14 protein-coding genes and 1 riboswitch are annotated in these 19,607 nt (G+C 64.5%); of the genes, 6 read left to right on the top strand and 8 right to left on the bottom strand.

Annotated features, from left to right (window positions below; genetic code table 11):
- Positions 1-59 precede the first annotated feature (59 nt).
- The 5 genes from CKW24_RS22550 to CKW24_RS22530 all read left to right on the top strand — a co-directional run bounded on the left by CKW24_RS22550 (position 60) and on the right by CKW24_RS22530 (position 7,193).
- Positions 60-1,451, top strand: a complete 1,392-nt coding sequence (locus tag CKW24_RS22550; protein ID WP_095170380.1) for a GntP family permease — start codon at positions 60-62, stop codon at positions 1,449-1,451.
- A 7-nt stretch (positions 1,452-1,458) separates the two neighbouring features.
- Positions 1,459-2,232 (top strand): 3-hydroxybutyrate dehydrogenase, encoded by a 774-nt coding sequence (locus CKW24_RS22545; RefSeq protein ID WP_095170379.1) that lies wholly within the window; start codon positions 1,459-1,461, stop codon positions 2,230-2,232.
- A gap of 45 nt (positions 2,233-2,277) precedes the next feature.
- Entirely contained in the window at positions 2,278-4,233 is a 1,956-nt protein-coding gene (locus tag CKW24_RS22540; RefSeq protein WP_095170378.1) for an acetoacetate--CoA ligase, read from the top strand.
- Between the two features lie 96 nt (positions 4,234-4,329).
- Positions 4,330-6,876, top strand: a complete 2,547-nt coding sequence (locus CKW24_RS22535) for a PAS domain-containing sensor histidine kinase (RefSeq protein ID WP_095170377.1) — start codon at positions 4,330-4,332, stop codon at positions 6,874-6,876.
- A 41-nt stretch (positions 6,877-6,917) separates the two neighbouring features.
- Positions 6,918-7,193, top strand: coding sequence for a peptidylprolyl isomerase (locus CKW24_RS22530; protein ID WP_095170376.1), 276 nt, complete (start codon positions 6,918-6,920; stop codon positions 7,191-7,193).
- 8 nt (positions 7,194-7,201) lie between these two features.
- On the opposite strand, the gene CKW24_RS22525 is transcribed toward CKW24_RS22530, so the two are convergent.
- The 4 genes from CKW24_RS22525 to CKW24_RS22510 form a co-directional block, all read right to left on the bottom strand.
- Positions 7,202-8,131: a sugar kinase gene (locus tag CKW24_RS22525; RefSeq protein ID WP_095170375.1), complete on the bottom strand. Its 930-nt coding sequence runs from the start codon at positions 8,129-8,131 to the stop codon at positions 7,202-7,204.
- Between the two features lie 65 nt (positions 8,132-8,196).
- Positions 8,197-9,414, bottom strand: a complete 1,218-nt coding sequence (locus tag CKW24_RS22520; RefSeq protein WP_095170374.1) for an amino acid deaminase — start codon at positions 9,412-9,414, stop codon at positions 8,197-8,199.
- Positions 9,415-9,449: 35 nt separating this feature from the next.
- A complete protein-coding gene (locus CKW24_RS22515) occupies positions 9,450-10,214 on the bottom strand; it encodes an IclR family transcriptional regulator (protein ID WP_095170373.1) in 765 nt (254 codons plus the stop codon).
- Positions 10,215-10,234: 20 nt separating this feature from the next.
- Positions 10,235-10,624, bottom strand: a complete 390-nt coding sequence (locus CKW24_RS22510) for a RidA family protein (protein WP_095170372.1) — start codon at positions 10,622-10,624, stop codon at positions 10,235-10,237.
- A gap of 251 nt (positions 10,625-10,875) precedes the next feature.
- Between CKW24_RS22510 and CKW24_RS22505 the strand changes: the two genes are divergently transcribed.
- Positions 10,876-11,952, top strand: coding sequence for a diguanylate cyclase (locus CKW24_RS22505; RefSeq protein WP_095170371.1), 1,077 nt, complete (start codon positions 10,876-10,878; stop codon positions 11,950-11,952).
- A 177-nt stretch (positions 11,953-12,129) separates the two neighbouring features.
- Here the strand turns inward: CKW24_RS22505 and CKW24_RS22500 are convergent, their stop codons facing one another.
- The 4 genes from CKW24_RS22500 to cobW all read right to left on the bottom strand — a co-directional run bounded on the left by CKW24_RS22500 (position 12,130) and on the right by cobW (position 18,821).
- Positions 12,130-12,741, bottom strand: a complete 612-nt coding sequence (locus tag CKW24_RS22500; RefSeq protein ID WP_256585529.1) for a VWA domain-containing protein — start codon at positions 12,739-12,741, stop codon at positions 12,130-12,132.
- Positions 12,742-12,794: 53 nt separating this feature from the next.
- On the bottom strand, positions 12,795-13,802 hold the full coding sequence (locus CKW24_RS22495; RefSeq protein WP_095170369.1) for an ATP-binding protein: 1,008 nt from the start codon (positions 13,800-13,802) through the stop codon (positions 12,795-12,797).
- Positions 13,803-13,919: 117 nt separating this feature from the next.
- On the bottom strand, positions 13,920-17,750 hold the full coding sequence (gene cobN / locus CKW24_RS22490) for a cobaltochelatase subunit CobN (protein ID WP_095170368.1): 3,831 nt from the start codon (positions 17,748-17,750) through the stop codon (positions 13,920-13,922).
- Between the two features lie 3 nt (positions 17,751-17,753).
- On the bottom strand, positions 17,754-18,821 hold the full coding sequence (gene cobW / locus CKW24_RS22485; protein WP_095170367.1) for a cobalamin biosynthesis protein CobW: 1,068 nt from the start codon (positions 18,819-18,821) through the stop codon (positions 17,754-17,756).
- Positions 18,822-18,919: 98 nt separating this feature from the next.
- Positions 18,920-19,131: riboswitch (cobalamin riboswitch) on the bottom strand.
- Between the last annotated feature and the right edge of the window lie 476 nt (positions 19,132-19,607).

Raw genomic sequence — 19,607 nt, 5'->3', positions numbered from 1 at the left:
ATAGCCCCTTCCACACCTGCTTTACCCCCTAAAAAAATAACAATCGAAGGAGACACACCATGAGTGTGATCATTGCCTTGGCAGCCCTCGCGCTGCTGATGCTCGCAGCCTACCGTGGCTATAGCGTTATCCTCTTTGCCCCGATTGCCGCCCTTGGCGCCGTCCTGCTGACCGACCCCTCCGCCGTTGCGCCCGCCTTTACCGGGGTGTTCATGGAGAAAATGGTCGGCTTCATCAAACTGTATTTCCCGGTCTTCCTGCTCGGTGCAGTGTTCGGCAAGCTGATCGAGCTGTCGGGCTTCTCGCGCTCGATCGTGGCCGCCGCCATCCGCCTGTTGGGCACCCGCCAGGCGATGCTGGTGATCGTGCTGGTCTGCGCCTTGCTCACCTACGGCGGCGTCTCGCTGTTCGTCGTGGTGTTCGCGGTGTACCCCTTCGCGGCCGAGATGTTCAAGCAGAGCAACATTCCCAAGCGGCTGATCCCGGCCACCATCGCCCTCGGCGCTTTCTCGTTCACCATGGATGCCCTGCCGGGCACCCCGCAAATCCAGAACATCATCCCCAGTACCTTCTTCAACACCACCGCCTGGGCTGCGCCGTGGCTGGGAGTAATTGGCACGATTTTCGTGTTCTGCGCCGGCATGCTGTTTCTCCAGCGCCAGCGCAACAAGGCCCAGCGCAGCGGTGAAGGTTATGGCAGCGTGCTGCGCAACGAACCGGAAACCGCCGAGGATATCAAGCTGCCCAACCCCTGGCTGGCCCTGTCGCCGCTGCTGGCGGTGGGCATCATGAACCTGCTGTTCACCCACTGGATTCCCCAGTGGTACGGCAAGACCCACAGCCTCAGCCTGCCCGGCATGACCGCGCCGGTGACCACCGAAATCGCCAAGCTCACCGCCATCTGGGCCGTGCAGGCAGCCTTGCTGGTAGGCATCCTGATGGTGCTGGTGTTCGGCTTCCAGGCGATTCGCAGCAAGCTCGCCGAAGGCAGCAAGAGTGCGGTCAGCGGCGCCCTGCTGGCGGCCATGAACACCGCCTCGGAATACGGCTTCGGTGCGGTCATCGCCTCCCTGCCGGGCTTCCTGGTGCTGGCCGACTGGCTCAAAAGCATCCCCAACCCGCTGGTCAATGAAGCAATTACCGTGACCCTGCTGGCCGGCATCACCGGTTCCGCCTCGGGCGGCATGAGCATCGCGCTGGCCGCCATGGCCAACGACTTCATCGCCGCCGCCCATGCCGCCAACATCCCCCTGGAAGTGCTGCACCGGGTGGCGGCCATGGCCAGTGGCGGCATGGACACCCTGCCCCACAACGGCGCGGTGATTACCCTGCTGGCGGTCACGGGCCTGACCCACCGCGAAGCCTACAAAGACATTTTCTGTATTACGCTGATCAAGACCCTGGCGGTCTTCGTCGTTATCGCTACCTTCTACGCCACCGGCATTGTGTGAGGCATTCATGACATCTCTATCGGGCAAGACCGCACTGGTCACCGGCTCCACCAGCGGCATCGGCCTGGGCATCGCGCTGAGCCTGGCCAAGGCCGGCGCCAACCTGGTCCTCAATGGTTTTGGCGACGCCTCCCAGGTCATCGCCGACGTCGGGCAATTCGGCGGCAAGGTCGGCCATCACCCGGCCGACGTCAGCGATCCGGCGCAAATCGCCGAGATGCTCGCCTACGCCGAGCGCGAGTTCGGTGGCATCGACATCCTGGTCAACAACGCCGGGATCCAGCACGTGTCCGCCGTGGAGGACTTCCCCGTGGAACGCTGGGACTCGATCATCGCGATCAACCTGTCCTCGGTGTTCCACAGCACCCGCCTGAGCCTGCCGGGCATGCGCGCCAAGGGCTGGGGACGGATCATCAATATCGCCTCGGTGCATGGCCAGGTCGGGTCAGTGGGCAAGGCCGCGTACGTCGCCGCCAAGCATGGGGTGATCGGCCTGACCAAGGTGGTCGGCCTGGAAACCGCCACCAGCAACATCACCTGCAACGCCATTTGCCCCGGCTGGGTGCTGACACCGCTGGTGCAGAAGCAGATCGATGACCGCGCCGCCGCCGGTGTCGAGCCGCAGCAAGCGCAGCATGACCTGCTGGCCGAGAAACAACCGTCGCTGGAATTTGTCACCCCGCCGCAACTGGGCGAACTGGTGCTGTTCCTCTGCAGCGACGCCGGCAGCCAGGTGCGTGGCGCGGCGTGGAATATCGATGGCGGGTGGCTGGCGCAGTAACCCACGCACAGCGCCACCTGCCCCCCTAAAAACAAGAGGCAAGTCATGTCCGAAATCCTCTGGCAACCCAGCCCCGAACGCATCGCCCAGACCCGCATGGAAGCCTTCCGACGTCTGTGCAACCAGCGCCACACCCTGGCAATCGCCGACTACCCGGCCCTGCACCAGTGGAGCATCGACCAGCGCGAAGACTTCTGGCAGGCCATCGTCGACTACTTCGGCATCACCTTCCACCAGCTCCCTGAAACGGTGTTGCGTGAAGGCCGGCAGATGCCCAGCGCCGAGTGGTTTCCCGGGGCCACCCTGAATTTTGCCGAACACCTGTTGCGCCGGCGCGACGACGCGGTGGCGGTGATCGCCATCGGCGAAGATGGCCAGCGCGAACAGCTGAGTTTTGCCGAGCTGGCCAGCCACGTGGCCGGCCTGCAGAAGAGCCTGCAAGCGGCCGGCGTCGGCCTTGGCGACCGGGTCGCGGCGTGCATGCCCAACACCTGGCAAACCCTGGTCGGCATGCTTGCCACCACCAGCCTGGGGGCGGTCTGGTCCTGTTCTTCGCCGGACTTCGGCACCCAGGGGGTGATCGACCGGTTCGGCCAGATCGAACCCAAGGTGCTGATTACCTGTGCCGGTTATCACTATTCTGGCAAGACCATCGACCAAACCCCCAAGCTCAACGAAATACTCCAGCGCCTGCCGTCCCTGGAACACCTGATCATCGTGCCGTACGCCCGTCCCCAGGCGCGTACCGAGGACTATCTGAGCCAGGCCAGCGTCAGCCTGTGGCAGGACTTTTATCGGCCCGGCGGCGAGCCTGAATTTGTCGCCGTGCCCTTCGCCCATCCGCTGTACATCCTCTATTCCAGTGGCACCACCGGCGTGCCCAAATGCATCATCCACAGCACCGGGGGCGTGCTCCTGCAACACGTCAAGGAACACGGCCTGCATGTCGACCTCGGGGCCGCCGACCGGTTGTTCTACTACACCACCTGCGGCTGGATGATGTGGAACTGGCTGGTCTCGGCACTCGCCGTGGGCAGCAGCATCGTGTTGTACGACGGCTCGCCCTTCCACCCTGGACCGCAACGCTTGCTCGACCTGATCGAGCACGAGCGCATCACCGTCTTCGGCACCAGCCCCAAATACCTGGCCACCCTGGAAAGCCACGGCCTGCAGCCGCGCTTGAGCCACGACCTGAGCAGCCTCAAGACCCTGCTCTCGACCGGCTCGGCGCTGTCGCCCCACAGCTACGACTACGTTTACCGGCAGATCAAGCCTGACCTGTGCCTGGCCTCGATGTCCGGCGGCACCGACATCATCTCCTGCTTTGTTGCCGGCAACCCGTGGCTGCCGGTGCGCCGCAGCGAAATGCAGGGCAAGGGCCTGGGCATGGCCATCGAAGTGTGGAACGACGCCGGCCAGCGGGTGATTGGCGAGAAAGGCGAACTGGTCTGCACCCGGCACTTTCCGGCCATGCCCATTGGCCTGTGGAATGACCCACAGCAGGAAAAACTCCACGACTCCTACTTCAGCCAATTCCCCGGCGTCTGGGCCCAGGGCGACTACGCCGAAGAACTGCCCCATGGCAGCTGGATGATCCATGGCCGCTCCGACGCCGTGCTTAACCCCGGCGGCGTGCGCATCGGTACCGCGGAAATCTACCGCCAGGTGGAAAAGGTCCCGCAGGTGCAGGATTGCGTCGCCATCGGCCAACAGTGGCAGGACGACGTGCGCGTGGTGCTGTTCGTGCGCCTGGCCGACGGAGTGGTACTGGACGAGGCCCTGGAGCAGCAGATTCGCCAGGTGATCCGCGCCAACACCACACCGCGTCATGTGCCGGCAAAAATCCTCGCGGTCAGCGACATCCCGCGCACCATCAGCGGTAAGGTGGTCGAGCTGGCGGTGCGCAATGTGGTGCACGGCCGGCCGGTGAAAAACACCGACGCCCTGGCCAATCCAGAGGCCCTGGAGCAATTTCGCCAACGCCCGGAATTGCAGGAGTAGCGCTGGTCGCAATGAAATCGGGCAGCGGCGAGACTTTTCCGGCCGCCAGGCGTCTACATCCTCGACATGCCCGATGACAGGACGCAGGAATTCGCGATGAATCACTCCCCCAACGGCGGCGACGCCCAGGCCCTGATTGCCCGCCTCGACTGGACACAAAGCCCGCTGGGGGCTGCCAGCCAGTGGCCACAGAGCCTGCGCACCGCGGTGGACATCGTGATTCACTCGCCGATGCCCATGCTCCTGCTCTGGGGCCCGCAACTGGCGCAGATCTACAACGACGGCTTCGCCCTGCTGGCCGGTAACAAACACCCCGAGGCGTTCGGCCAGCCGACGCACCTGACGTGGCCGGAGCTCGAAGATTTCACCACCCCGATCTACCACGCGGTGCTGCAGGGCCAGGTGCGCTCCTACAGCGAGCAACGGTTCAGCCTGCAACGCGAGGGCCAGGAACAGGAATTCTGGCTGGACCTGACCTACAGCCCGATACGCGACGAACATGGGCTGGTGGCCGGGATCCTGGTCACCGCCATCGAAACCAACGAACGCCGGCGCATCGCCCTGGAGCTCAAGCAACGCTCGGACGCCAGCCTCAAGGCCCAGCAAGACAGCGAGCAGCGCCTGCAACTGGCCCTGGCCGCCACCGAGTCGGTCGGCACCTGGGACTGGGATATCGGCAGCGACCGGTTTCTCGCCGATGCCCATTTCGCCCAGTTGCACGGCGTCGACCCGAGCCGCGCCAGCCAGTTGCCCATCAGCGAGTACCTGCACGGCGTACACCCGGAAGACCGGGCCATGGTCACGCGCAGCATCAAGCACTGCATCAGCCACGCCGGCGAATACGCCGAGGAATACCGTCTGCTGCAGGCCAATGGCGAGGTGCGCTGGGTGTTTGCCCGGGGGCGCTGCTACAAGGATCACCACGGCCGGCCGATCCGCTTTCTCGGCGCCGCCCTCGACCTGACCGAGCGCAAGCACACCGAACAGGCGCTGCGCCAAAGCCAGACCGAACTGCAACTGATCATCAACGCGATGCCGGTGCTGATCGGCTATGTCGACCACGAGCAACGCTTTCGCCTGAACAACAGCGCCTACCTCGACTGGTACGGCATGACCCCGCAGGAGTTGTACGGCAAATCCATCCTCGAGATTCTCGGCGCGGACATGTATGCCACGCGGCTGGAGCATATCCAGGCGACGCTGGCCGGCAAGGCCTGCAGCTTCGAGGCCTACTCCCCGCACCGCGACGGTCGCCCGCGGTACGCGCTGATGAAGTACCTGCCGCGCTTCGGCCCGGATGGCTCGGTGAATGGTTTCTACATTTTCGTGATCGACGAAACCGAGCGCAAACAGACCGAGGAAGCCCTGCGCAACCTCAATGAAACCCTCGAGGAACGGGTAGCCGCGCGCACCCAGGCGCTGGCCGAGGTCAACCAGCGCCTGCAGAACGAAATGTTCGAGCGTGAACGGGCCGAGGATGCCTTGCGCCATGCGCAGAAAATGGAAGCGGTGGGACAGCTCACCGGTGGCATTGCCCATGACTTCAACAACATGCTGACCGGCATCATCGGCAGCCTGGACCTGATCCAGCGCTACATCGACGATGGCCGTACCGAGGACATCGGGCGCTTCGCCGAGGCGGCCGTGGCCTCGGCCAATCGTGCCGCCGCCCTGACCCACCGCCTGCTGGCCTTCTCCCGCCGGCAATCGCTGGATCGCCAACCGCTGGACCCCAACAGCCTGGTGCGCTCGCTCGAAGAGTTGATCCGCCGGACCAAGGGTGAACAGATCGAATTGAAGTTCGATCTGGCCCCCGGCGTGTGGCCGGTCAATACCGACGCCGGGCAGTTGGAAAATGCCCTGCTCAACCTGGTGATCAACGCCCGCGATGCCATGCCCGACGGCGGTGAATTACTGATTGAAACCGCCAATAGCTACCTCGACGGCAGCGACATCAGCACCCTGGAACCGGTCAAGGCGGGCGACTACGTAATGCTCGGCGTGCGCGACAATGGCTCCGGCATGAGTCCACGCGTCCTGGCCAAGGCCTTCGACCCCTTTTTCACCACCAAGCCCATTGGCCAGGGCACCGGCCTGGGCTTGTCGATGATCTACGGTTTTGCCCAGCAATCCGGCGGCCACGCCACCCTAAGCAGCGAACCCGGCGAGGGCACCTGCGTGCGCTTGTACCTGCCGCGCCTGCACAGCCCGGCGCTGGCGGCGGTGCCCACGCCGAACCTGGGCGGCGCCTTCGCGGTCGCCGGTGAGTCGGTGGTGCTGGTGGAGGACGATCCGGCGGTGCGTCTGCTGGTGCTCAACGTGCTCACGGAACTGGGCTACAACACCCAGGCCGCCGAAGATGCCCACAGCGCGTTGCCCTTGCTGGAATCGGAGTTGCGCATCGATCTGCTGGTGACCGACGTCGGCCTGCCCGGGATGAATGGCCGGCAACTGGCGGAGATTGCCCGCCAGCATCGCCCCGAGCTGAAAGTGCTGTTCATGACCGGTTATGCGCAACAGGCCGCCGAACGCCAGGGCTTCCTCGACGAGGGCATGGACCTGCTGGCCAAGCCGTTTACCATCGAGCAACTGGCCGGCAAGATTCGCCAGATGATCCGCCCCGCAGGCGGATATCAGGCATAATCGCGCCCCGCCGCCACCACCGTTCCAGGGTAACTGTCCGAATGAAAGCTCAAGCCCGCCATATTCTGGTGAAAACCGCCGATGAGGCCGAACAGCTCAAGCAACGCATCGCCAAGGGCGAGGCGTTCGATGTGCTGGCCAAGAAATACTCTACCTGCCCGTCCGGCAAGCGCGGCGGCGACCTCGGCGAAGTACGGCCCGGGCAAATGGTCGGCGCCATCGATGCGGTGATTTTCAAGAAGCCATTGCGCGTGGTCCACGGGCCGATCAAGAGCAAGTTCGGCTATCACCTGGTGCAGGTGTTCTACCGCGACTGAGCCCGGCTTCAGACCCTGGGAATCAACGCCCCCGGGACCTGGATCACTCGACTGGCCAAGCGGTGACCGGCCTCTGCCGCCTGCGCCGGAGTGCCGCCACCCAGCCGGCTGGCCAGGTACGCCGCACTGAATGAATCACCGGCGGCCGTGGTGTCCAGCACCTGGTCGACGCGTTGCGCTGCCACTTCGAAATGCTCGCCGTTACAGCGAATCAGGCACGACTCGGCGCCCCGCTTGAGCACCACCTGCGGCGTACCGATCTGCTGGTACGCGGCAAACACCGCCTCAGCCCCGGAAAAGTGGAACAGCGCCTGCTCGTCGTCCAGGGTCAGCAGCGCCAGGTCGACATAGGGCAGCACCTCGCGATACGCCGTCCGCGCCTGTTCGACACTGCTCCACAGGCGTGGACGGTAGTTGTTGTCGAAGACGATCTGCGCTGCGCGCTGACGCGCCTCGACCAGGGTTTCGATGAGCTTCTTGCGCCCCTCCTCACCCAGCACGGCCAGGGTGATGCCACTGAAATACAGCACATCGTAGTCGGGCAACGCGGCCAGGATCGGCGTCGCTGCCGCGGTGGTGAAGCAGTCGCGCACCGCCGCTTCATTGCGCCAATAGAGGAATCGGCGCTCCCCCGCCGCGTCGGTCTGGATGCAATACAAACCCGGCAAGCGCCCCGGCAGGCGCTGGACCATGCCCAGGCCAATGCCCTCGTCCACCCAACTCTGGCACATGGCGTCGCTGAAGCTGTCATCGCCCAGCGCCGTGACGTAATCGACCCGGGCCCGCTCGCCCAGTTCGCGCGACAGGTAGACCGCGGTGTTCAAGGTGTCACCGCCGAAGCTCTGCTGCAGGCTGCCGTCGGCGCGCTGTTGCAACTCGATCATGCACTCGCCGATCAGGGCGATGCGTGGTGGATTGGGGCCGCTGAAGGTTTTCATTATCCTGGGGAATCCTGAGCTTTTGGTGTGGGCTTGCCCGCGAAGGCAGCAACTCGTTTGCGGGTCTAGAAACAGGTTTGCATGCTTTCAATCACCCGCAACTGCTCATCCACCAACAACCCAGTGCGCCATTTATCGAACGTCAGGCACGGGTGCGAAGTGCCGAACGAAATGATGTCGCCGACCCGCAATTCAATGCCCGGGGCCACCGTCATGAAGGCGTGCTGGTCCATCACCGCCGTAACCTTGCACGCCGCCACGTCATCACCCAACGCCGGTATCACACCGGCTGGGTAGCGGCGCAACGGCACCGGCAAGCCGGCGTCATAGGCCACGTCGCGCTTGCCCAGGGCAATCACCGCGAAGCCCGGTTCCGGCAACGACTGCACGTGGGCCCAGACTTCCAGTGCCGGGCGCAGACCTTCGTGCAGGTCGCTACGGCGATCCAGCACGCAGCATTGCGCCTCTTTGTAGATGCCATGGTCGTGGGCCACATAACTGCCTGGGCGCAACACACTGAGGAAACGCCCCGCCGCGTTCTGCGCCGCGAAGGATTCGGCGATCAGGTCGTACCAGGCCGACCCCGATGCCGTGACGATCGGTCGCTCGATGGCGAACGCCCCGCTGCCTTGCAACTGCACGGCCAGGCGCACCAGGGAGGCGGCGAACTGACGAATGCCACTGACCGCCTGCTCACCGTGGATCACCCCTTCGTAACCTTCAATGCCGGTCAAGGCCAGGCCCGGATGGGCCTCGATTGCCGCCGCCAGCGCCAGCACTTCGGCTTCGCTGCGGCAACCACAACGGCCGCCGACCACGCCGTACTCGATCATTACGTTCAAGCGCTGGCCACGTGCGGCAAAAAAACCGCCGAGGTCGGCGACGTTGTCCGGGTGGTCGACCATGCAGTGGAAATCAAAGTCCGGGTCGGCCAATAGCTCGGCAATCAGCGCCATGTTCGGTGCGCCGACCAACTGGTTGGCCATCAACACCCGACGCACGCCGTGGGCGTAGGCGGCTCGGGTCTGCACGGCGGTGGCCAGGGTAATGCCCCAGGCACCGGCCGCCAGTTGGCGACGGAACAGGGCCGGGGTCATGCTGGTCTTGCCGTGGGGCGCCAGCTGCGCACCGCTGGCAGCAACGAACTGCTGCATCCAGGTGATGTTGTGCTCAAGCGCTGCGCGGTGCAGCACCAGCGCCGGCAAGCTGACGTCGCGCACCAGGTGCGCACCCACCGGCGCAGCGCCTTTTTCCACGGCAGCGATATTCAACGTAGAAGACATGCTTTCACTCCTTGCACGGCCGGCAGCGGCCAGGGTTATTCGTTGAGGCGCCGGGCCATGCGGTTGGCGCTGTCGATCAGCACCCGACGGTAGGCGTCGTAGTTGTTAATGGCGTCGGCCCTTGGGGCGACGATGCACAAGGTGGCAATGGCCACCCCATCCGGGTCTTTTACCGGGGCGGCAAAACAGTGGGTGAAGGTGTCGGCCACGCTGTCGAAGGAGAAGAACCCATCGACCCCGGCCTGGCGAATCTGCGCCAGGAAAAGCGCCAACGGCAGTGGCTGGCCGTCAGGCAGGATGAAGTCCTCGGCGGCAATCAGCTCGACAATCTGCTGGTCGCTCAGGTGCGCCAGCAGCAGGCGCCCGGACGCGGTCCAGGGGATCGGCGCGTTCTCGCCGATATCCGAGGAAATACGAAAATGCCGCTGGCCTTCCTGCATCAGCGCCACCGTGTATTTGCGCCCGTTGAGCAGGCACATCTGCGCGGTTTCGCCGGTCTGGCTGACAATCTCCTGCAGGGCCTGCCTGGCCTCGCGGGTGAGGTCGAAATGACGCAAGTGCGCCTGCCCCAGGAAGTACAGCTGGCGGCCCAGGTACACATGCCCGTCCTTGCCCACCGGCTGCAGGATCCGCCGTTCCAGCAGGGCCGCCACCAGCTCATAGACCGTGGACTTCGGGCTGCCGATGCCGTTGGCGATATCGTTGGGACGCAGCGGCTCGCCGATTTCCTTGAGGAAGTCGAGGATATCGAACGCCCGGTCCAACCCGCGGGCCCGACGCTTGATAGTGTCGTCACTCATGGTTGCGGCCTCCCCGGGCTTCAGGCTTTTTTCTTGTACGCGACGCAATCGATCTCGACCTTGCAGTCGACCATCATGTTCGCTTGCACACAGGCCCGGGCCGGCGCGTGTTCCGGGCTGAAGTACTCGGAGAAGACCTTGTTGAAGCTCCAGAAATCCCGCGGGTCCGCCAGCCAGACACCAGTGCGCACCACGTCCTCGAGGCCATACCCGGCTTCTTCGAGGATCGCCACCAGGTTGCGCAGCGTCTGGTGAGTCTGCTCGACAATCCCGCCAACAATGATTTCACCATCCACCGCCGGCACCTGTCCGGACACATGCAGCCAGCCGTCGGCTTCAACGGCGCGGGCGAAAGGACGCGGCTGACCGCCTCCGGCGGTACTGCCGGTGCCATAACGAGTGATGCTCATGGTGGATCTCCTGCTTGAGAAACAATTTACTTTTCCGCTATAGCGGAATTTAATATGTAATAGCGGAACAAATGGCCAAAAGTGTGCCACAGCCCGCCGGAAAAATCCCAACGTATTTGTTCACCCGGTGCGATCAACGCGGCACCACCAACCCGGTGGGCTATTGGACAACACCGCGTTGGCCTGCTTTTATTCAAGCTTCAGCCGACATCCGTGTGCGTCCGGGTATTCCAGGGAAAACAAGGCAAGTGATGTTCAAGACCATTGAAGATGAAGTGCTGAAAAAAGCTGCCCCGGCAGCCTTGCAACGGGAATTTGCGCAGTATCACTTCGAGCGGCAACGGCGTTTCTGCCTGTTGATCTACATCGCCAGCATCGTGATCTGGCTGGTCTTCGACCTGATCGTCAGCTTCCTGGGTGGGCAGCGTTTTACCTACCTCTCGCCAGTGTTCCTGGGGGCACTCTCGATCATCGCGATCATTCTGGGGTTCACCCACAAGGCCCGGCACTTTCACCGACTCAATGTATTGTTCGTGCTGGTCATGACCCTGGGCGTGCGCATGGTCACCCACGGTTTGCCCGTGAGCTTGCAGCCAGCCTGGCTGATGCTGGGCGCCTCCAGCATCCTCTACAGCGCTTCGGTACTGCCACTGAGCCGCGGCTCGTTCTACTGTTCACTGATAATCATCTGGCTGGTGCTCAACCCCTTCTACGGCACCGATATAGAACTGCTGGGCCTCAAGGGTGCGATGGCGGCCTGCTACTCGGTGTTCCTCAGCGCGCTGACCCTCTACAGTTTTATCAAACTGCGCCAGGCCAGGCTCTATGCCTACATCATGACGAAGCTGCTGCTGGACCAGGCCTACCTCGACACGCTGACCGAAATCCCCAATCGCCGCTCGTTCATGACTACCGCCACCAAGCAGCTGCAAGCGCGCCCGCGCAAGCGTGCCCATTACCTGGCGATGATCGATATCGACAATTTCAAGAAGGTCAACGATACCTACGGCCACGACATTGGCGATCTGGTGCTCAAGCGCATCGCAGCCGCTATCAAGGCGGTCATGGCCGATTACGAATATGCGCGCCTGGGGGGCGAGGAATTTGCGGTCTACCTGTCCGAGGTCAGCCACGACGACGTCGAGCACCTCGCCGCACGCCTGTGCCGGGAAGTGCGCGAAGACCCGAGCGAATACCCGGTGACCGTCAGCATCGGCCTGACCCGAGTGGCCGACAGCGACTCGTTGAACCAGGCACTGAGAAAAGCCGACGAAGCACTGTACCTGGCCAAACACAGCGGCAAGGATCGTTATACCTTTGCGGCGTGAAATCACGAGCGTGTTCACGATGCCAGTCAAGAAACCTGTGGGAGCCGGCGGAGATCGTCATCGCGGGCAAGCCCGCTCCCACGGGGGAAATTCTTACACCAGGAAAAAGCAGGTCGGTCGGTAGGCCGACTGCCAGGTCGTCGTGCTTTTGCTCTTGGTCTTGATCCGCCTGCCCCTTCAGCCCACCCCAAGATCATCAATATGCCGATACTCAGCCCCCAACTCCCGAGCCAGATCCCGAGCCCGACCCAGGCGAATCGGACCACGCTCAATATCCACCAACACACTCGGACAACCAAACGCCACCAGGTTCGGCCAAGCCTTGAGACGACCATCAGTCACCAACAACACACGCTGAACTTCCGCCGGAAAGCGCTTTTGCCGCCGAACCAACCACTGCCCCGCCTCGCCAAGGGCCGCCAACAACGGCGTACCTCCCCCGGCCCCCAACCCCTCAAGCCAATCGCGCAGACTGCCGGAAGCCTTTAAACCCTGGACCTGCCAACTCGGTGCCAGGCCGCTGACGGTAAGCAAGGCCAGGCGCGCACGTTGCCGGTAGGCGTCGTCGAACACCTGCGCCAACAGCCCCTTGGCATCCCCCAGCGCCTGATGCCGGCGGGTCGAGGCCGAAGCATCGACAATCACCAGCCACAGTTCGTGAGGCGCACGGCTGCGCAAATGGAACAACAGCGCGTCGCGGCTGCGCGGCCGGCCCTTGAGCAGCGTCCCCGGCCAATCCACCGACCCGCTGCCAGCGGTCCGCCGTGGCCCCTGCCGGCCATTGTGCAAGCGCCCCGCCCGGGGCCTGGCATCCGCCCCCGCATCACAGCGCGGGCGAATGCCTAGGGCTTTTTTGGCCAGCTCGGCACTTCTCGGCGCGCACCGGCGGGCAGCGCCTGGGCCGGCATTTCGCCCCACTGGCCCTGGCCTGAATCGACGCTAGGTGATTGCGGGGCAGACGCCGGGGGCGCTGGTTGTGGGTCTGAAGCGGGCGGCGGGGCCTGGCGACGGCGATGGCGCAAGGCAAACTCAGCGACTGCCTCGATATCGCCGTCCTCGATCGCCGTTGCCCCGCGCCACGCGGCATGGGCGCGGGCAGCACGCAGCCACACCAGGTCAGCACGCAAGCCATCGACCCCGGCGGCGAAACAGCGTTCGGTAATCTGTGCCAGCGCCTGATCGTCGAGGGCGATCTCACTCAGCAGCCGGCGCGCTTGCTGACAACGTTCACGCAGGGCCAACTGGGCTGCCTCCCACTGCGCACAGAACGCCTGCGGATCGCTGTCGAAATCCAGGCGGCGGCGGATGATCTGCCCGCGCTCCAGCGGCGCAGTGTGGCCACTGAGTGCGACATTCAGGCCAAATCGGTCGAGCAGTTGCGGACGTAGCTCGCCCTCTTCCGGGTTCATGGTGCCGATCAGCACAAACCGCGCCGGATGACGGTGGGAAATGCCGTCGCGCTCGATCAGGTTGGTGCCGCTGGCTGCCACGTCGAGCAGCAGGTCCACCAGGTGGTCGGGCAGCAGATTGACTTCATCGACGTACAGCACCCCGCCGTCGGCCTTGGCCAGGACCCCAGGGGAAAACTGCGCGCGACCCTCGCTCAATGCCGCATCCAGGTCCAGGGTGCCGACCAGGCGTTCTTCGGTTGCGCCCAGGGGCAAGGTGACGAACTGCCCGCTGGCCAGCAGGTCGGCCAGGCCACGGGCCAGGGTCGACTTGGCCATGCCGCGCGGCCCTTCGATCAGCACGCCGCCGATTTTCGGGTCGATGGCGCTCAGGCACAGCGCCAGCTTCAGGGCGTCGGCGCCGACCACGGCGGACAGCGGGAAATGGGGGGTGTCGGTCATCTCAGGTCTCGACTACAACGGTTGTCTGTCACAGCGCTTTCACTGGCAAGCCAGCTCCCCCAAGTCCGCGTAGATCCTGTGGGAGCTGGCTTGCCAGCGAAACGATCGCACATGGGTTCAAGAATCTTCTTCAATATCCAGCAGCAAATGCTCCAGCGCCTCACGGTACTCACCAGGCGCTTGCCATAGCCCGCGCTGTTGCGCTTCGAGCAGGCGCTCGGTCATGTCGCGCAGTGCATGGGGATTATGCTGGCGCACGAACTCGCGGGTCGAGGGGTCCAGCAGGTAGGCGTCGGCCAGCAAAGCGTACTGGTGATCGTCGATCAACTGCGTGGTGGCGTCGAAGGCAAACAGGTTGTCCACGGTCGCCGCCAGTTCGAAAGCACCTTTGTAGCCATGGCGCTTGACCCCTTCGATCCACTTCGGGTTGGCGGCACGGGAACGGATGACCCGGTTCAGCTCTTCCTTCAGCGTGCGGATCTTCGGCAGGTCCGGCTGGCTGTGATCGCCGTGATAACTCGCCGCCGCTGCACCGCTGAGGGTTTCCACGGCGGCCAGCATGCCGCCCTGGAACTGGTAATAGTCGTTGGAATCGAGCAAGTCGTGCTCGCGGTTGTCCTGGTTCTGCAACACCGCCTGGACCTGGCTCAGGCGCTGGGCGAACTGGCTGCGCGCGGCAGTACCCTCGTCGGCGCCGCCGTAGGCATAGCCACCCCAGTTCAGGTAGACCTCGGCCAGGTCTTCGCGGCTTTGCCACAGGCGGCCATCGATGGCGCCCTGCACGCCCGCCCCATAGGCGCCCGGCTTGGCACCGAAGATCCGCCAACCGGCCTGGCGCGCAGCCGCGTCGCTATCGAGCCCCGCCTGCTGCAAGGCTTGACGCTCCTCACGGACCTTGGCCGCCAGCGGGTTCATGTCATCCGGTTCATCCAGTGCAGCCACGGCTTGCACCGCGGCATCGAACAGGCGGATCAGGTTGGCGAAGGCATCGCGAAAGAACCCCGAAACACGCAGGGTCACGTCTACTCGCGGGCGGTCCAGCAGGCTCAGCGGCAGGATTTCGAAATCGTCGACCCGCTGGCTGCCCGTGGCCCAGACCGGACGCACGCCCATCAATGCCATGGCCTGGGCGATGTCATCGCCGCCGGTGCGCATGGTGGCCGTGCCCCATACCGACAGGCCGAGCTGACGCAAGTGATCGCCGTGGTCCTGCAGGTGGCGTTCGAGGATCAGATTGGCCGACTGGAAACCGATGCGCCAGGCGGTGGTGGTCGGCAGGTTGCGCACGTCCACCGAGTAGAAGTTACGGCCGGTGGGCAGCACGTCGAGACGACCGCGACTTGGCGCGCCACTCGGGCCGGCCGGGACAAACCGCCCGGCCAGGGCATCGAGCAAACCGCGCATTTCCGCCGGGCCACAGGCATCCAGGCGCGGTGCAACGACTTCGCGCAGGTGGCCGATGATCGCGTTGACTTCAGCCCAGCATGGGTCCTGAGGGAGCAAGCCCGTGGAGCCAATCGCTTCGCGAGCAGGCTCGCTCCCACGGGGGAACGGCTGCGGCGCAAGCGGGGTGACTGCCTGCTCGATCAACTGCGCGGCAAACAGCTCAAGGCGCTCGCGGGTATCGCCGGCGGTGCGCCAGGCGTCCTCGCCGAGACCCTGCAACTCGTCCGGCTTGGGGCCGCTCCACGGTGCCGACAACTCACAGTCCAGCGGATCAAAGCCCAGGCCGAACGCCTTGGCCAAGGCCCGCAGCAAGCTCGACTGCGCGCCCCGCCCGTCGCCCCGGGGAATGCGCAACAGGGCCAGCAAGGTGTCGATACGCAGGCGCCCGCTGGGCGATTCGCCGAACACATGCAGGCCATCGCGAATCTGCGATTCCTTGAGGTCGCACAGGTAGGTGTCCAGGCGCGGCAGCCAGATCGCCGCGTCGGCCTGGCTGTCGAGTTTGCCGTCCAGTTGCAATTCCCGATCGATGTGGGTTTCGCGCACCAGTTCGAGAATCTCCCGTTGCAGCTCACGGGCGCGCCGTGGGTCGAGCAACTGGGCTTCGTAGTACTCGTCCGCCAGCAACTCGAGGTTGCGCAGCGGTCCATAGGTTTCGGCGCGGGTCAGCGGTGGCATCAGGTGATCGATGATCACCGCCTGGGTCCGGCGCTTGGCCTGGGCGCCCTCTCCCGGGTCATTGACGATAAACGGATAGATGTTCGGCAGCGGCCCCAGCAGCGCATCCGGCCAGCAACTCTCAGACAGGCCGACGCCCTTGCCCGGTAGCCATTCAAGGTTGCCGTGCTTGCCCACGTGAACCAGTGCATGGGCGCCGTAGACCTGGCGCAGCCAGAAATAGAACGCCAGGTAACCGTGGGGCGGCACCAGGTCCGGGTCGTGATAGACCGCGCTCGGGTCGACCTGATAACCCCGTGCCGGCTGGATGCCGACGAAGGTCAGGCCAAAGCGCAGCCCGGCGATCATCATCCGCCCGCCGCGGAACATCGGGTCGTCCTGCGGCGCGCCCCAACGCGCCAGCACCGCCGCGCGATTGGCGGCGGGCAAGGCGTCGAACAGCGCGTGATAGTCATCCAGAGCCAGGCTTTGCTGGCAGGGACGCTGGTCGATGCTGTCCAGGTCGTTACTGACCCCGCCGAGCAGTTGGCGGATCAGCTCGGTGCCGCTGTCCGGCAGCTCGCCAGGCAGCGGATAACCTTCGGCCTGCAGCGCCCGCAGGATGTTCAAGGCCGCGGCCGGGGTGTCCAGGCCAACGCCATTGCCGATGCGGCCGTCACGGGTCGGGTAGTTGGCGAGAATCAACGCCACGCGTTTTTGCCCATTCTCCACCCGCGCCAGTTCGCTCCAGCGGCGCGCCAGTTCGGCGACAAAATCCATGCGCTCCGGTTGCGCCCGGTAGCAGACCACGTCGCACTGGCTGCGCTCGCTGCGCCAGGCCAGGTCCTTGAAGCTGATGGGACGGCTGATGATGCGCCCGTCCAGTTCCGGCAAGGCAATGTGCATCGCCAGGTCCCGCGGCCCCAGGCCCTGTTCGCTGGCGCGCCAGCCCGGCTCGTTGTCCTGGGCGCAGATCGCCTGGATCACCGGGATGTTGCGGCGAAACGGCCGCAGGTGCGGCGCTTCCGGGCTGGATTGGGCAAACCCGGTGGTATTGAGAATCACCGAGGCCTGGACTTGATCCAGCCAGTCCTCGACCACCGCCAGGCAACCGGGCTCTTTCAGGCTGGCCAGGGCAATCGGCAACGGGTTGAGCCCCGCCGCCTGCAAGCGCTGGCAGAAAATATCGATGAAGGCGGTGTTGGCCGCCTGCAAATGGGAACGGTAGAACAGCACTGCCGCCACCGGCTGCCCGGCCTGCCAGTCGGCTTGCCATGAGGCCAGGTCGGGCTGGCTGTGCCGCGGGTGATAGATCGCGGTACGCGGCAGGGCTTGCGGTTCGGCCCACGGGTAGTCGCGCCCGAGCCAGCGACTGGCCAGGCAGCGGTACAGGTCCAGGGCATTGCTTTTACCGCCCTGGCGCAGGAAGTGCCACAGCCGCTCGCAGTCCTGCACCGGCACCGTACTCAGGTCGCTGAGCTCCGGATCGGGACGGTCATCGCCCGGCACCAGGATCAGTTGCACCCCGCGCTTGGACAGTTCCACCAGACGCTCGACGCCGTAGCGCCAATAGCCGATGCCACCGTGCAGCGAAATCAGGATGACCTTGGCATGGCGCAGCACCTGGTCGACGTAGAGGTCGACCGACGCATGGTTCTGCACCTGCATCGGGTTGGCCAGGCGCAGACTCGGGTAGTCATCCGGCAGTTGCTGGGCCACTTCGGCCAACAGTGCCAGGCTGGAGTCGCCGCTGCACAGGATCACCAGGTCGGCGGGGGTTTGCCCGAGGTCGGCAATGTTGTCGTCGGCAACAAAACCGCCGGGCTGGGTCCTGAGCAGGTGCATGGGTCAGACGCTGAGCGCGGCGCGCAGTTGCGCTTCGAGCAAGGACGCATCCAGCGCCTGGCCGATCAGCACCAGGCGTGTGGTACGTGCTTCGTCCGCGCCCCACTGCCGGTCGAAATGCTTGTCGAAGCGCGTGCCCACGCCCTGGATCAGCAAGCGCATCGGCTTGTTCGGGATCGCGGCGAAACCCTTGACCCGCAGGATGCCGTGCTGGACCACCAGTTGGGTCAAGGCATCGAGCAGCAGGCTTTCGTCGGCTTGCGGCAGTTCGATGGAGATCGAGTCAAAGGCGTCGTGATCGTGGTCATCGTGATCATCACCGTCGTGATGGTGATCGTGATGGCTGTGGCGGCTGTCGATGTGTTCTTCGGAACCGGCACCCAGGCCAATCAGCACGTCGAGCGGCAAGCGCCCGCTGCTGGCTTCGATGATCTTGACCGCTGGCGGCAGCTCCTCGGCAACTTCCAGGCGTACCCGGGCCAGGTCTTCAGGGCTGATCAGGTCGGCCTTGTTGAGGATTACCAGGTCGGCACTGGCCAGTTGGTCAGCGAACAGTTCGTGCAGCGGCGACTCGTGGTCCAGGTTCGGGTCGAGTTTGCGCTGGGCGTCGACCTGGTCCGGGAAGGCGGCGAAGGTGCCAGCGGCCACGGCCGGGCTGTCGACCACGGTGATCACCGCGTCGACTGTGCAGGCGCTGCGGATTTCCGGCCACTGGAAGGCCTGGACCAGCGGCTTGGGCAAGGCCAGGCCGGAGGTTTCGATGAGGATGTGGTCGAGGTCGCCGCGACGGGCCACCAGTTCGCGCATCACCGGGAAAAACTCTTCCTGGACGGTGCAGCACAGGCAGCCGTTGGCCAGCTCATACACCCGGCCTGTAGCTTCTTCTTCGGTGCAACCGATGGTGCACTGCTTGAGGATGTCGCCGTCGATGCCCAGCTCGCCGAACTCGTTGACGATCACCGCAATGCGACGACCCTGGGCGTTGTCGAGCATGTGCCGCAGCAAGGTGGTTTTACCCGAGCCGAGGAAGCCGGTGACGATGGTGACGGGGAGTTTGGCCAGTGTTTTCATCGGATGCCCTTTGGCAAGGTGGCGGGCATACGGGACGAGAAGCCACAACGCGCAGGCGTGCGGAAAGCGTTCGCCACCGGATCACCCCGCCCGGTTGTAGTGAGAATCTGGATCGAGGCAGGTCTCCTGGCTGACGGTGGGCCGGTCTTTCGACTGGCGGTTCCTGCGCCTTCCCGCCGCTTGAGATCAAGCGTGCAGTGGCCTGGCAGAAACAGCACCGTTCACAGTTGCGGGGGCAGCCGCGGCATCAACCGCGTTCCCTTCTTAGCTTCGGCGCACGCGCCAAAGAACCTCGAAGGCGCAAGGCTACGCATCGCGTCGGGGCGGGTCAATGTTCATGCCGTGTTCTGTGGTGCCAGGAATGCGGCCATCGCGGGCAAGCCTTGCTCCTACAGGGGAGTGGGAACACTGGTGGCAGCGGGTTTGCCCGCGATGGGCATAGGTATCTACACAACTTTGTAGCGGTCTGTGGCGAGGGAGTTTGCTACCGTGGCGGCCTCTGGGGTGTTGGATTAGACCGAGTACATATCCATTTCTTCGGTAACGGCCACCTATGGCTCCGCTCTTACAGCGGCTCACTTTTGAACAGCGCAAAAGTAAGCAAAACGCTCTTACCCCACCACTTGGCACCTCGCTTGGGCTCGGTGTTCCCTCACGCAGGCTTGAATCCGTGGGCCGCCGCCACGCGCCATCCATGGCGCGGGGCGGCTAACCCGGCGTCCTGCCGGGTTACCCACGGCTTCAAGCCTGCGTTCGGCCAGCGTGGTTAACGGGGCGCCCAGGATC

It is taken from the genome of Pseudomonas sp. Irchel 3H3 (assembly GCF_900187635.1).
Lineage (GTDB): Bacteria > Pseudomonadota > Gammaproteobacteria > Pseudomonadales > Pseudomonadaceae > Aquipseudomonas.
Note: the sequence above shows the minus strand (reverse complement) of the source record. Positions and strands in the feature narration are given on the sequence as shown.

Bases quoted from the DNA above. Each gene is read 5' to 3' on its own strand.
- CKW24_RS22535 (WP_095170377.1), top strand. From the start codon at position 4,330: ATGAATCACTCCCCCAACGGCGGCGACGCCCAGGCCCTGATTGCCCGC.
- CKW24_RS22495 (WP_095170369.1), bottom strand. From the start codon at position 13,802: ATGACCGACACCCCCCATTTCCCGCTGTCCGCCGTGGTCGGCGCCGAC.
- CKW24_RS22505 (WP_095170371.1), top strand. From the start codon at position 10,876: ATGTTCAAGACCATTGAAGATGAAGTGCTGAAAAAAGCTGCCCCGGCA.
- CKW24_RS22540 (WP_095170378.1), top strand. From the start codon at position 2,278: ATGTCCGAAATCCTCTGGCAACCCAGCCCCGAACGCATCGCCCAGACC.
- CKW24_RS22515 (WP_095170373.1), bottom strand. From the start codon at position 10,214: ATGAGTGACGACACTATCAAGCGTCGGGCCCGCGGGTTGGACCGGGCG.
- CKW24_RS22520 (WP_095170374.1), bottom strand. From the start codon at position 9,414: ATGTCTTCTACGTTGAATATCGCTGCCGTGGAAAAAGGCGCTGCGCCG.
- CKW24_RS22525 (WP_095170375.1), bottom strand. From the start codon at position 8,131: ATGAAAACCTTCAGCGGCCCCAATCCACCACGCATCGCCCTGATCGGC.
- CKW24_RS22530 (WP_095170376.1), top strand. From the start codon at position 6,918: ATGAAAGCTCAAGCCCGCCATATTCTGGTGAAAACCGCCGATGAGGCC.
- CKW24_RS22545 (WP_095170379.1), top strand. From the start codon at position 1,459: ATGACATCTCTATCGGGCAAGACCGCACTGGTCACCGGCTCCACCAGC.
- CKW24_RS22510 (WP_095170372.1), bottom strand. From the start codon at position 10,624: ATGAGCATCACTCGTTATGGCACCGGCAGTACCGCCGGAGGCGGTCAG.
- CKW24_RS22550 (WP_095170380.1), top strand. From the start codon at position 60: ATGAGTGTGATCATTGCCTTGGCAGCCCTCGCGCTGCTGATGCTCGCA.
- cobW (WP_095170367.1), bottom strand. From the start codon at position 18,821: ATGAAAACACTGGCCAAACTCCCCGTCACCATCGTCACCGGCTTCCTC.
- cobN (WP_095170368.1), bottom strand. From the start codon at position 17,750: ATGCACCTGCTCAGGACCCAGCCCGGCGGTTTTGTTGCCGACGACAAC.